General features: G+C 67.3%; 14 protein-coding genes and 1 riboswitch. Of the genes, 10 read left to right on the top strand and 4 right to left on the bottom strand.

The genetic code is table 11. From position 1 onward, the window contains the following. Nucleotide 1: 1 nt before the first annotated feature. Nucleotides 2-75, bottom strand: a riboswitch (cyclic di-GMP riboswitch). Between the two features lie 152 nt (nucleotides 76-227). Continuing rightward, nucleotides 228-821, top strand: a complete 594-nt coding sequence (locus HUJ28_01405; GenBank protein ID MBD3618115.1) for a hypothetical protein — start codon at nucleotides 228-230, stop codon at nucleotides 819-821. Between the two features lie 4 nt (nucleotides 822-825). Here HUJ28_01405 and HUJ28_01400 read toward each other — a convergent pair whose 3' ends face one another. The 3 genes from HUJ28_01400 to ettA are packed head-to-tail and all read right to left on the bottom strand — an operon-like array spanning nucleotide 826 to nucleotide 4,219. Then, nucleotides 826-1,713, bottom strand: coding sequence for an ATP-binding protein (locus tag HUJ28_01400; protein MBD3618114.1), 888 nt, complete (start codon nucleotides 1,711-1,713; stop codon nucleotides 826-828). A gap of 3 nt (nucleotides 1,714-1,716) precedes the next feature. Beyond that, nucleotides 1,717-2,526 carry an RMD1 family protein gene (locus HUJ28_01395; protein ID MBD3618113.1) on the bottom strand — a complete coding sequence of 270 codons (810 nt, stop codon included), beginning with the start codon at nucleotides 2,524-2,526 and terminating at the stop codon, nucleotides 1,717-1,719. 25 nt (nucleotides 2,527-2,551) lie between these two features. Further along, entirely contained in the window at nucleotides 2,552-4,219 is a 1,668-nt protein-coding gene (gene ettA, locus HUJ28_01390; protein MBD3618112.1) for an energy-dependent translational throttle protein EttA, read from the bottom strand. 119 nt (nucleotides 4,220-4,338) lie between these two features. Here ettA and HUJ28_01385 point away from each other — a divergent pair, with 119 nt between their 5' ends. Beyond that, entirely contained in the window at nucleotides 4,339-5,238 is a 900-nt protein-coding gene (locus HUJ28_01385; GenBank protein ID MBD3618111.1) for an alpha/beta hydrolase, read from the top strand. A 64-nt stretch (nucleotides 5,239-5,302) separates the two neighbouring features. On the opposite strand, the gene HUJ28_01380 is transcribed toward HUJ28_01385, so the two are convergent. Next, nucleotides 5,303-5,992, bottom strand: a complete 690-nt coding sequence (locus tag HUJ28_01380) for a hypothetical protein (protein MBD3618110.1) — start codon at nucleotides 5,990-5,992, stop codon at nucleotides 5,303-5,305. Nucleotides 5,993-6,185: 193 nt separating this feature from the next. On the opposite strand from HUJ28_01380, the gene HUJ28_01375 reads away from it, so the two are divergent. The 8 genes from HUJ28_01375 to nusB all read left to right on the top strand — a co-directional run bounded on the left by HUJ28_01375 (nucleotide 6,186) and on the right by nusB (nucleotide 12,628). Next, nucleotides 6,186-7,442, top strand: coding sequence for a serine hydroxymethyltransferase (locus tag HUJ28_01375; GenBank protein ID MBD3618109.1), 1,257 nt, complete (start codon nucleotides 6,186-6,188; stop codon nucleotides 7,440-7,442). A gap of 21 nt (nucleotides 7,443-7,463) precedes the next feature. After that, nucleotides 7,464-7,976, top strand: a complete 513-nt coding sequence (gene nrdR, locus HUJ28_01370; GenBank protein MBD3618108.1) for a transcriptional repressor NrdR — start codon at nucleotides 7,464-7,466, stop codon at nucleotides 7,974-7,976. A gap of 73 nt (nucleotides 7,977-8,049) precedes the next feature. Continuing rightward, nucleotides 8,050-9,135, top strand: a complete 1,086-nt coding sequence (gene ribD / locus HUJ28_01365; protein MBD3618107.1) for a bifunctional diaminohydroxyphosphoribosylaminopyrimidine deaminase/5-amino-6-(5-phosphoribosylamino)uracil reductase RibD — start codon at nucleotides 8,050-8,052, stop codon at nucleotides 9,133-9,135. Between the two features lie 57 nt (nucleotides 9,136-9,192). Then, nucleotides 9,193-9,765 (top strand): MFS transporter, encoded by a 573-nt coding sequence (locus HUJ28_01360; protein ID MBD3618106.1) that lies wholly within the window; start codon nucleotides 9,193-9,195, stop codon nucleotides 9,763-9,765. 8 nt (nucleotides 9,766-9,773) lie between these two features. Then, nucleotides 9,774-10,436: a riboflavin synthase gene (locus tag HUJ28_01355; GenBank protein ID MBD3618105.1), complete on the top strand. Its 663-nt coding sequence runs from the start codon at nucleotides 9,774-9,776 to the stop codon at nucleotides 10,434-10,436. A gap of 37 nt (nucleotides 10,437-10,473) precedes the next feature. Beyond that, nucleotides 10,474-11,598: a 3,4-dihydroxy-2-butanone-4-phosphate synthase gene (ribB, locus tag HUJ28_01350; protein MBD3618104.1), complete on the top strand. Its 1,125-nt coding sequence runs from the start codon at nucleotides 10,474-10,476 to the stop codon at nucleotides 11,596-11,598. Nucleotides 11,599-11,693: 95 nt separating this feature from the next. Then, nucleotides 11,694-12,170 carry a 6,7-dimethyl-8-ribityllumazine synthase gene (gene ribE, locus HUJ28_01345; GenBank protein MBD3618103.1) on the top strand — a complete coding sequence of 159 codons (477 nt, stop codon included), beginning with the start codon at nucleotides 11,694-11,696 and terminating at the stop codon, nucleotides 12,168-12,170. Between the two features lie 2 nt (nucleotides 12,171-12,172). Further along, on the top strand, nucleotides 12,173-12,628 hold the full coding sequence (nusB, locus tag HUJ28_01340; GenBank protein ID MBD3618102.1) for a transcription antitermination factor NusB: 456 nt from the start codon (nucleotides 12,173-12,175) through the stop codon (nucleotides 12,626-12,628). Nucleotides 12,629-12,631 lie beyond the last annotated feature (3 nt).

Genomic DNA, 12,631 nt, shown 5'->3' with positions numbered 1-12,631 from the left:
TCCTGGCAACCCCGCTATCCCAGTGGACCGGTGGCTTTGCGTCCCCGCCTTCCGACGGGTTTGCCCTGTTTCAGGTGTGTGGCTGTCTGGAGGGTATTGTGGCGGGTCGGGCCCGGGGGAAACGTGAGAGCACTCACAGTTTCTGCGGGCATGGGCAAATTTCCCGGTACCTGGATTGCGGGTGGTATACTGCCCCGACGCCAAATTCAGACCCAGGAGGCCATTCCGTGGTGACGTTCAAGCTGACCCTGCCTGCCAAACCGTCCGACAGCCCCGTGATCGCGGTGGCACAGGAGGGTGATCTGCCGGAGTACGGGCAGGTCTGGGTATGGGACATGCTGCTTGCCCAGACGCTGTTCGAGCTGGGCAACGACGTGGCCGCGGAGGAGCTCAAGGAGATCGTGGATCTCTGGGCGGTGAACATGTCGAGCAAGATACACCAGCCCTACGAGCACATCCGTGCCAAGGGTCACACCATCATCCACAAGGACCTGCAGCTGGGTGAGCCGGAGCAGCCGGGCAACGCGATGACGGTGGAGGTCACCGGCAGTGCCCAGGAGATGCCGAAGGTGGCGGTGGCCTGTTCGGCGGGGATGTCGGCCCGGGAACGGGCGCAGGCCGTGATCGCCCTGGCGCAGCATTTCGTCGACCACAACGAGCTCTTTGCCAAGGAGCTGCCGATCCACGTGCTGGCCTTCCGCAAATACTACTCCGATGTGCGCCTGCACACCGAGCCGGAGTCCGTGGAGGAGGCCCCGCTGTTCGCCATCCAGAAGGCCCTGGAGTACTACAACAGCGTGACCGGCGGGACCATGCAGTAGCGCCTCAGCGCCCCGCCAGCCCCCGGCTTCCCACCCAGTCCGCGGCGAACTGTCGCGCCACCCGGCCGCTGCGCGAGCCGCGCTGGGTGGCGAACTGCACCGCCGCCTTTTCATCCAGTCCCTTCAACGCATCCCCGCGTGCATCCAGCTTCGCGACCCAGTGCCGTACCACGGCCAGGTAATCGCCCTGCGAGAACGGGTAGAAGGACAGCCATAGCCCGAAGCGTTCGGAGAGCGACACCTTCTCCTCGATGGCCTCGCCCGGGTGCAGCTCGCCGTCGATCATCCGCGCCGCCTGGTTTTCCGCCATGAATTCGGGCATCAGGTGCCGGCGATTGGAGGTGGCATAGATGAGCACGTTGTCCGGCGGGGCCTGCAGCGAGCCGTCGAGTATCGCCTTGAGGGCCTTGTAGGCCGCATCGTCGGCCTCGAAGGAGAGGTCGTCGGTGTAGATGAGGAAGCGCTCGGGGCGCTCGCGCAGCGGTGCGACGATGGCCGGCAGCTCGACCAGGTGGGCCTTGTCCACCTCGATGACGCGCAGCCCCTCGGCGGCGAAGGCGGTGAGCAGGGCCTTGACCAGCGAGGACTTGCCGGTACCGCGTGCGCCGGAGAGCAGGGCGTTGTTGGCCGGCAGCCCGGCGAGGAACTGGCGGGTGTTCTGCACCAGGGCCTGCTTCTGGCGTTCGATGTTCAGGAGGTCATCCAGCTGCACGGCCTGGGGGTGGTGGATGGGGGCCAGGTGCCCGCGGCCGCCCGCCGGCCAGGGGCCGGCGGCGTGTTGCCACTGGAAGGCCAGCGCCGTCCAGTCGGGCTCGGCGCTGGTGCCGCTCCATTGCTCCAGGCGGGCCAGCAGGCGCTCGCCGCGCTCGATCAGGCCTTCCAGTCCCGGCATCGGCTAGTGCGTCCCCCCGCGGATGAACATCTCGTACAGCGTAAGCATGATCTCGATCACGATGAGTATGGTGATGTACCACTCGACCCGCAGCGTGCGCCTGGCCTGCAGCAGTTCGAGCTGGGTCTCGGCCGTGCGGCTGATGACGTCGAGCTTGCGTTCCAGTGCGAGCTGGCGCTCCTTGAGTTCGTATTCGTCCTCCAGCCGCACGTAGAGCAGTTCGAGTTCGGGTTTTTCCCAGAGGATCTCCGGCTTCTCGCCGACCTCGACGCGCCCGACCATGCGATGCAGGCTGTGCAGTCCACTGCCGATGTCACGGATGAGCTGGCGGCCGCGATGGGCCGATGTGCCCTTCTGCGCCATGGCGGCGGCCTGTGGCTCGGCCTCGTCGAAGGCCTTGCCGACGCGGGCCTCGTACTCGGCCAGCACCACGCTCTTGGCGAGGATGTCGGCGATCACCTGCAGACGCTCGATGCGGGCGTCACCCGTGCGCAGCTCGCCGTTGGCGACCTGGTCGCGCCCGTCGGCCGCGATGTGCAGGCGCAGGCTCTCGGTTTCGGCGCGCCCGCTGCAGGGTGCCGTGACCAGCCGCTGCAGCTGGTCGAGGAAGGTGGCCTCTTCCATGGCCTCCACCCCGAAGAACACCACCACGCCATAGCGGAACAGCACGGCACAGCCGCTGGTGCCCACCGCCACGGTGGACGGGGAGGAGGCCAGGCGCTCGGCATTCTCCAGCGCGCGTACCTCGATACGCTCGCCGACCAGTACCGCGCGGGCCAGGACCTCGGTCCGCCCCGCAAAGAGTTCGCTCATTGCCCGTGCGCCTCCGGGGCGCGTATCAGTCGGCCAGTTTCCGGTACTTCATCCGGTGCGGTTGATCGGCCTCCGCGCCGAGACGGGTGCGCCGGTCTTCCTCGTAGTCGGTGTAGTTGCCCTCGAACCAGGTCACCGAGCCGTCGTCCTCGAAGGCGAGGATGTGGGTGGCGATGCGGTCGAGGAACCAGCGATCATGCGAGATCACCACGGCCGAGCCCGGGAACTCGAGCAGGGCCTCTTCCAGGGCGCGCAGGGTCTCGACGTCCAGATCGTTGGTGGGCTCGTCGAGCAGCAGCAGGTTGCCGCCCGAGCGCAGCAGCTTGGCCAGGTGCACGCGGTTGCGCTCGCCGCCCGAGAGCTCGCCGACGCGCTTCTGCTGGTCGGTGCCCTTGAAGTTGAAGCGGCTGACATAGGCGCGCGAGGGCATCTCGAAGTTGCCGACGGTGATGATGTCCTGTCCGTCGGAGATCTCTTCCCAGACGCTCTTCCTGGCATCCAGCGCGTCGCGCGACTGGTCGACATAGCCGATCTCGACCGATTCGCCGACCTCGAACTCGCCGGCATCCGGGTTTTCCTGCCCCACGATCATGCGGAACAGGGTGGTCTTGCCCGCGCCGTTGGGGCCGATCACGCCGACGATGCCGCCGCGCGGCAGGCTGAAGGACAGGTCCTGGTACAGCACGCGGTCGCCGAAGGCCTTGCTGATGCCGCGGGCCTCGATGACCTTGTCGCCCAGGCGCGGGCCCGGCGGGATGTAGATCTCGTTGGTCTCCGAGCGTTTCTGGTAATCGGAGGAGGAGAGCTCCTCGAAGCGCGCCAGGCGCGCCTTGCTCTTGGCGTGACGTCCCTTGGGATTGGTGCGCACCCACTCGAGCTCGTGCTTCATGGCCTTGACGCGGGCCGCCTCCTGCTTCTGTTCGATCTCCAGCCGGCGTTCCTTCTGCTCCAGCCAGGAGGAATAGTTGCCCTCCCAGGGGATGCCGTGGCCGCGGTCGAGTTCGAGGATCCAGCCGGCCACGTTGTCGAGGAAGTAGCGGTCATGGGTGACGGCCACCACGGTGCCCGGGAAGTCGTGCAGGAAGCGCTCCAGCCAGGCGACGGACTCGGCGTCCAGGTGGTTGGTGGGTTCGTCGAGGATCAGCATGTCGGGCGCCGACAGCAGCAGGCGGCACAGGGCCACGCGGCGGCGCTCGCCGCCGGAGAGCTTGGTCACGTCGGCATCCCAGGGCGGCAGGCGCAGGGCCTCTGCGGCGACTTCCAGCTTGTGATCGAGATTGTGGGCGTCCGCGGCCTGGATGATGTTCTCCAGGCGGGCCTGTTCGGCGGCCAGGGCATCGAAGTCGGCGTCGGGCTCGGCGTAGGCGGCGTAGACGGCCTCGAGCTTCTGCTGGGCCTCCTTCACCTCCTTCAGGCCGTCCTCGACGTTGCCGCGCACGTCCTTAGCCGGGTCGAGCTGCGGTTCCTGCGGCAGGTAGCCGATGTTGATGCCGGGCTGCGGGCGGGCCTCGCCGATGAAGTCCGTGTCGACGCCGGCCATGATGCGCAGCAGGGTGGACTTGCCGGCGCCGTTGTAGCCGAGCACGCCGATCTTGGCGCCGGGGAAGAAATTGAGGGAGATGTCGCGAAGGATTTCCTTCTTGGGCGGCACGACCTTGCCGAGGCCGTTCATGGTAAAGACGTATTGCGCCATGTCGATCCGATAGAGGTTGGAGTTCAGGGGTGGAATTATCTAAGATTCCGTGAACCTCTGCCAGCGAGGCAGGGACAAAGAAGCGTAACAGACAATAACATCCCCGGAGGAGAACCGACATGAGCCTACCCGTAATGCTGCGCCGCCTGGCGCTCGGTCTGTTGTTGCTGCTGCCGCTTGCCGCAGCGGCCGAGCAGCTCACGCTCAAGGATGGCGACACCACCCTGACCGCGGAGCTGAAGCTGGCCGATGGCAAGTCCCTGGAAGACGGCGTGATCGTGATGCTGCACGGTACGCTGGCGCACAGCCGCATGGAGATAATGCAGGCCATGCAGAACGTGATGGCCGCGCGCGGCTACAGCTCGCTGGCCGTCAACCTCGGCTACGACATCAGCAACCGCGAGGGGATGATGGACTGCGCCGCCACCCACACCCATCTTCACGAGGACGCGGTGCGCGAGGTGGGCCTGTGGGTCGACTGGCTGAAGTCCGAGGGCGCCGGGCAGTTGGCGCTGCTGGGCCACTCGCGCGGCGGCAACCAGATCGCCATGTATGCCAAGGCCCATCCGGACATGAACGATGTGCCGATGATCCTCATCGCCCCGGCGACGCATGATGCAGACAAGGAAGCGAAGTCCTACAAGGAGCGGTATGGCAAGCCGCTGGAGTCCGTGGTGAAACGCGCAGAAGGCATGGTCAAGGCCGGCAAGGGTGACGAGCTGCTGAAGGGCATCGGCTTCGTCTACTGCGAGGATGCCACCGCCTCTGCGGCGTCCGTGGTCTCCTATTACGACGCCACCGATCGCGACACCCCGGCACTGCTGGCAGAGATGAAGCGTCCGGTGCTGGTGTTCGCCGGTTCGGAAGACACCACCGTGGCCGATCTGCCGGAGAAGATGGCGCCGATCGCCGATGGTGAGACCATCCGCTTCGAGGTCATCGACGGCGCCGACCACTTCTTCCGCGACCTCTACGCAGAGGACGTGGCCGACATCATCGAGGGCTATCTGGGCTGGTAGGCCGTCCTATCTTGATCGAGCTGACGGCGCCTTCGGGCGCCGTTTTTTTTGGGCCGGGTGCGCGTCAGTAGTCGGCGGCAAAGCCCAGCGTGAAGCCCTCGCGGTCGCCCGTCTGGCCGTAGAGGCTGATCCGGCCCGCGCCACTGGTGTAGAGGTCGATGCCGGCAAAGGCGCCGGTGCTGTTCCCGGCGTCGAAGGTGAAGGTCTGCGAGGGCATGGTCTCGTAGGTCATCTCGCCGTCCAGGTGCTGGCCCTGGACGCCGACGCGCAGACGCGCCGCCGGAAGGCGCAGCTCCGTCCAGGCCCGCGCCCGCGCCTCGCCCCAGCTGATATCGGTCTCCACGCCGTTCACGTCGCCGTCGGCCCAGTTATAGCTGTAGCCGAGGCTGCTGCCCAGGGCGAAGGCCTCGCCGAGGGGGTAGCTGCCCTGCAGCGTGACGCCGAGATAGCCGCCGTCCAGGTCGTTGTCGCCGATGACCGGGTGATCGTCCTGGAAGGTGGCGAGGTAGCCGAGGTCGACATCACCGTAGAGGTGACGCCCCAGCGGCTGGCTGAAGCTGAAGCCGAGCCGCTCGATGCGGGTCTCCACGGCGTTGCCGGTCATGGCCAGGTCGGTCTCGTAGCGCTCGTAATAGAGCGTGAAGCTCGAGATCACCGGGTCCAGCCCCATGCCGAGCCGCACGTTGCCGGCGGCCATGGCGGGGGTGGCGAGTACCGTGGCGAGCAGGGGCAGGGCGAGGCGTGGGCGCAGCATGTGGGGCTCCTTGCGGGTCGTGTCGCGATTATCGCAGGGAAGCGGGGGCGGTTCCATGACGGGGTCGATGCATAGGAGGAGGGGGCGCAGCCACAAAATCTGGTTGCCGACCGTGTCGGGTCCAACCAAATCCGGTATAATTCGCGGCCTTACGCGATCTTGACGCACTTGCACTCACGGGAGAATCAGCACGATGTTTTCGATCCTAGACATGGGCATTGCCGGTTTCGACGACGAGCTCTGGAACGCCATCGAATCCGAGGCGCGTCGTCAGGAGGAACACATCGAGCTGATCGCCTCGGAGAACTACGCCAGCCCGCGCGTGATGGAGGCGCAGGGCTCGGTGCTGACCAACAAGTACGCCGAGGGCTATCCTGGCAAGCGCTATTATGGCGGCTGCGAATACGTGGATATCGCCGAGCAGCTGGCCATCGACCGCGTGAAGCAGCTGTTCGACGCCGATTACGCCAACGTGCAGCCGCACTCCGGTTCGCAGGCCAACGCCGCCGTCTACATGGCCCTGCTGGAGCCGGGCGACACCGTGCTGGGCATGAGCCTGGCCCACGGCGGCCATCTCACCCACGGCGCCAAGGTCAACTTCTCCGGCAAGATCTACAACGCGGTGCAGTACGGCATCGACGAGCAGGGCTATATCGACTACGACGAGGTCGAGCGCCTGGCCCTGGAGCACCGGCCGAAGATGGTGGTGGCCGGCTTCTCCGCCTACTCGCGCGTGGTCGACTGGCAGCGCTTCCGCGACATCGCCGACAAGGTCGGCGCCTACCTGATGGTGGACATGGCCCATGTGGCCGGCCTGATCGCCGCCGGCGTCTACCCGAGCCCGGTGAACATCGCCGACGTGACCACCTCCACCACGCACAAGACCCTGCGCGGTCCGCGCGGCGGCATCATCCTCGCCAAGGCCAACCCCGAGATCGAGAAGAAGCTCAACTCGCTGGTCTTCCCTGGCACCCAGGGTGGTCCGCTGATGCACGTGATCGCGGCCAAGGCCGTCGCCTTCAAGGAGGCGCTGGAGCCCGAGTTCAAGACCTACCAGCAGCAGGTGGTGGAGAACGCCCGCGCCATGGCGCAGGTGTTCATCGAGCGCGGCTTCGACGTCGTCTCCGGTGGCACCGACAACCACCTCTTCCTGGTGAGCTTCATCCGTCAGGAGCTGACCGGCAAGGACGTGGATGCCTGGCTGGGCAGCGCCAACATCACCGTCAACAAGAACGCCGTGCCGAACGACCCGCAGTCGCCCTTCGTCACCTCCGGCATCCGCATCGGCACCCCGGCCATCACCACCCGCGGCTTCGGCAAGCAGGAGGCCACCGACCTGGCCGGCTGGATCTGCGACGTGATCGATGCGCGCGGCGCGGCCGACGTGATCGAGCGCGTGAAGGGGCAGGTGCTGGACGTCTGTCGCCGTCTGCCGGTCTACGGCCAGTAGCGGACGGACCGGGGTCTCGCGATGCGCTGTCCGTTCTGCGGTTCGCCGGATACCCGGGTGATCGACTCGCGCCTGGCGGGCGAGGGTGACCAGATTCGTCGTCGGCGCGAGTGCATGAGCTGCAACGAACGCTTCACCACCTACGAGACCGCCGAGCTCAGCCTGCCCCGTATCGTCAAGCGTGACGGCAGCCGCGAACCCTTCGCCGAGGAAAAGCTGCGCGGCGGCATGATGCACGCGCTGGAAAAGCGGCCGGTGGAGACCGAGCGCGTCGAGGACGCGATCAACCGCATCAAGCGCCGGCTCATGGGCGCGGGCGAGCGCGAGATCCCCTCCAGCCGCGTGGGCGAGTGGGTGATGGAGGAGCTGCGCGGCCTGGACCAGGTGGCCTATATCCGCTTCGCCTCCGTCTATCTGAGCTTCGAGGACGTGGATGCCTTCCGCGAGGTGATCGAGCGCCTGGAGAAGGACCTCACCCCCGAGATGCGCAAGAACCAGATCCCCCTGCTCGGCGAGGGTGAGGAGCCGGCTTGAGCCGCCACCTGTCCGATTCCTGCCCCGACGGCTGCGCGACGGCTCGATGATGCCGCTGGACGACACGTCATACATGGTCCGCGCGCTGGCGCTCGCCCGGCGCGGCCGCTATACCACGCACCCCAACCCGCGGGTGGGCAGCGTGGTGGTGCGCGACGGCGAGGTGGTGGGCGAGGGCTGGCACCACCGTGCCGGCGAGCCCCATGCCGAGGTGCTGGCCCTGCGGGCGGCGGGCGAACGGGCACGCGGGGGGACGGTCTATGTCACCCTCGAACCCTGCAGTCACCACGGCCGCACGCCGCCCTGCGCCGACGCCCTGATCGCGGCGGGCGTCAGCCGTGTGGTCGCGGCCATGACCGACCCGAACCCGCAGGTGGCCGGTCAGGGTCTGGCGCGACTCGCCGCCGCCGGTATCGAGACCCGTGTCGGGGTGCTCGAGGCCGAGGCCCGGGCCCTCAATGCCGGCTTCGTCTCGCGCATGACGCGCGGCCGGCCCCGGGTGCGGGTGAAGCTCGCCATGAGCCTGGACGGGCGCACCGCCATGGCCTCCGGCGAGAGCCAGTGGATCACCGGCGAGGCGGCACGTGCCGACGTGCAGCGCCTGCGGGCCGCGAGTTCGGCGGTGCTCACCGGCATCGGTACCGTGCTGAAGGACCGACCCTCGCTCAACGTGCGCCTGGATACGGTGGCGCTCGGCATCGACGGCCCCGTGCGCCAGCCGCTGCGCGTGATCCTCGATCCCGGGCTGCTCACGCCGGCAGACCTGCCCATGCTGGGGCTGGCGGGGCAGACCCTGATCCTCACCGCCAGCGAGGATGGCGTCCGCCAGGCCGAACTCGCGGCCGCCGGGGCGGAGGTGATGGCCATGCCGGGCGATGCCGTGGCGCTGGACCTGCATGCCGTGATGGCGGAGCTGGCCCGCCGCGAGGTCAACGACCTGCACGTGGAGGCCGGCAGCGTACTCAGCGGCGCCCTGCTGGCGGCGGGCCTGGTCGACGAGCTCGTCATCTACATGGCCCCGTGCCTGATGGGCAGCGAGGCCCACGGCCTGTTCCATCTGCCGGGCATTGTCCGCATGGCCGAACGCGTCCGGCTGAAGATCGCCGACGTCCGTGCCGTGGGCGAGGACTGGCGCATCACGGCGCTGCCGCAAGACTGAACCTTTTTCACCGGCCGCCTGTGGCCGGGATTTTTACCTGCACAACCGGGAATACTGATGTCCACCATCGTCGCCGTCCGCAAGGGCAACCGCGCCTGCATCGCCGCCGACAGTCTCACGACCTTCGGCGACACCAAGCAGGCCTGTGGCTATGAATCGAGCTATGACAAGATCCACCGCTTTGCCGACAACCACATCGGCCTGGTAGGCAGCGCCGCGCATCACATCGTGATGCAGAGCCTGCTGGATGACGACACCGCGCATCGTTTCGACAGCCGTATGGCGATCTTCGAGACCTTTCGCGAGCTGCACCCGGTGCTGAAGGAGAAGTACTACCTCAATCCCAAGGACGAGGATGAGGACCCCTACGAGTCCTCGCGCATGGATGCCCTGCTGATCAACCCGCACGGGGTGTTCGGCGTGTTCGCCCTGCGCGAGGTCTTCGAGTACACGCGCTTCTGGGCCATCGGCTCGGGCGCGGAGTTCGCGCTGGGTGCCATGTATGCGGGGTACGACCAGCACGAGGACCCCGAGACCATCGCCCGTATCGGCGTGGAGGCGGGGGCCGAGTTCAACAACGCGACGGCGCTGCCCATGACGAGCTACAGCGTCACGCTCAAGACGGACTGAGAGGCGACATGTTCACGGGGATCATCGAGGCCGTCGGCACCATCCGCCGCATCGACGCACGCGGCACCGACGCGCGCATGCACATCGGTACCGGCAAGCTGGACCTGGGTGACGTGGTCATCGGCGACAGCATCGCCACCAATGGCGTGTGCCTCACCGCCGTGGAACTGACGGGGGACGGCTTCTGGGCGGACGTCTCGGGCGAGACGCTGTCGCGCACCACGCTGGGCGACCTGGCCGTGGGCGGCGAGGTGAACCTGGAAAAGGCGCTCACCCCCGACACGCGCCTTGGCGGGCACCTGGTGAGCGGTCACGTCGACGGCGTCGGCCAGGTGGTCGAGCGCAGCGACGACGGCCGCTCGGTGCGCTTTCGCATCCAGGCCCCGGATGCACTGGCGCGCTACATCGCCACCAAGGGCTCGATCTGCGTGGATGGCGTGAGCCTCACGGTGAATGCGGTGGACGGGGCGGTGTTCGATCTCAACATCGTGCCGCATACCCTGGCCGAGACCACGCTCCGTCATTACCGCACGGGCACCCGGGTAAACCTTGAAGTGGACATTATTGCCCGCTACCTTGAGCGCCTGCTGCTCGGCGAGCGGGCCGCCACGCCCGGCCAGGGGGTCACGCTGGAACTCCTGGCCGAACACGGCTTCCTGTCTCGCGGATGACGACACGCCGGCTCGCGCCGGCCTTTACTGGTGACACATGCCATTCAATACGGTTGAAGAGATCCTGGACGACCTACGCCAGGGCAAGATGGTCATCATCCTCGATGACGAGGATCGCGAGAACGAGGGCGATCTGCTCATGGTCGCCTCCATGGTGCGCCCGGAGGACATCAACTTCATGGCGCGCTACGGCCGTGGCCTGATCTGCCTCACGCTCACCCGCGAGCGCTGCCGCCAGCTCGACCTGCCGCTGATGGTGGGGCGCACCGCCGACCAGCACGGCACCAACTTCACCGTCTCCATCGAGGCGGCCGAGGGCGTGACCACGGGCATCTCCGCCTACGACCGCGCCCACACCGTGCGCACCGCCGTGGCCCCGGACGCCGCCCCCGCAGACCTGGTCCAGCCCGGCCACATCTTCCCCCTGATGGCCCAGCCGGGCGGTGTGCTCACCCGCGCCGGGCATACCGAGGCCGGCTGCGACTTCGCGCGCCTGGCGGGCTTCGAGCCGGCCGCCGTGATCGTCGAGATCCTCAACGAGGACGGCACCATGGCACGGCGCGACGACCTGGAGGTCTTCGCCCGTGAACACGGCCTCAAGATGGGTACCATCGAGGACCTGATCCGCTACCGCATCGAGAACGAGCACACGGTGGAGCGGGTAGCCGAGTGCCCGTTCCCCACCGAGTACGGCGAGTTCCGCCTGGTGGCCTACGAGGACGCCATCGATCACCTGGTGCACCTCGCCCTGGTGAAGGGCCAGATCGATCACGACAGCCCGACCATGGTGCGCGTGCACCTGGAGAACACGCTGTGCGACGTGCTGCCCTCCGGCAGCCGCGACTGCGGCTGGCCGCTGCGCGACGCCATTCGCCGCATCGGCGAGGAGGGGCAGGGCGTGGCCGTGATCCTGCGGCAGAAGGACGACCCGCGCCTGCTGGTGCGTCGTGTGCGCGACATGGCGCTGCGGGCCGCGGGCAAGCTGCGCGAGCCGGAGGCGCCTGCGCGCGAGGGCTCGCCGCAGGAGCTGCGCACCCACGGCATCGGCGCGCAGATCCTCGCCGACCTGGGCGTGGGCAGGATGCGGCTCCTGAGCGCGCCCAAGCGCTTCCACGGCCTGGGCGGTTTCGGCCTGGAGATCGTGGACTACGTGCACGACTGACGCGGCCTGATTGAAAATCACCTTAATAAGTTTGGCTAAGTTGTTGTAAACTCGCCAAAACCGAATCAACAGGACAGACCCAACAGGACAGGCTCATGAGCAGTTACAAGACCATCGAAGGCGACTTCAACATCGGCCAGGCCCGCATCGGCATCGCCGTCTCCCGCTTCAACGGTTTCATCGTCGAGAGCCTGCTGGCCGGCGCCGTCGATGCCCTGGTGCGTCACGGCATCAATGAGACCGCCATCGACGTGGTGCGCGTGCCCGGCGCCTTCGAACTGCCGCTGGCCGTGCAGGCCATGGCGAAGCAGGGCCAGTACGATGCCATCATCGCCCTGGGTGCGGTGATCCGCGGCGCCACCCCGCATTTCGACATCGTCGCCGGCGAGAGCGCCAAGGGCCTGTCCGCCGTCGCGCTCGCCACCGGCATCCCGGTGATCAACGCCGTACTCACCACCGACACCATCGAGCAGGCCATCGAGCGCGCCGGCACCAAGGCCGGCAACAAGGGCGCCGAGGGTGCGATGGGCGCCATCGAGATGATCAGCCTGCTGAAGAAGCTGGGTAGCTGAGCTTGAGCAACCCGGACCTCAACAAGCTGATCCACGCGCGGCGCAAGTCGCGCCGCCTGGCGATGCAGGCCCTGTACCAGTGGCAGCTCACCGACCAGCTCCCCAAGGACATCCTCGCCCAGTTCCAGGACGAGGAGGAGATCGAAAGCGCCGATCCGGACTACTTCCGCGAACTGCTGCTGGAGGTCACCGGGCGCCAGCCCGAGCTGGATGCGGCGGTCGAGCCCTATATCGATCGCAAGACCATGGCCGAGGTGGACCCGGTGGAGCGGGCCATCCTGCGCATCGCCGTCTACGAGCTCGCGCATCGCCTGGACGTGCCGTATCGCGTGGTGGTCAACGAGGCCATCGAGCTCACCAAGAAGTTCGGCGCCGACCAGGCGCATCGCTTCGTCAACGGCGTGCTCGACCGGCTGGCCCAGGAACTGCGCAAGACCGAGGTCTCGATCGGTCGCTAGGGC

Source organism: Chromatiales bacterium, assembly GCA_014762505.1.
In the GTDB taxonomy this organism is placed as follows: Bacteria; Pseudomonadota; Gammaproteobacteria; order SpSt-1174; family SpSt-1174; genus SpSt-1174.
This window is presented reverse-complemented; position numbering and strand designations above follow the sequence as displayed.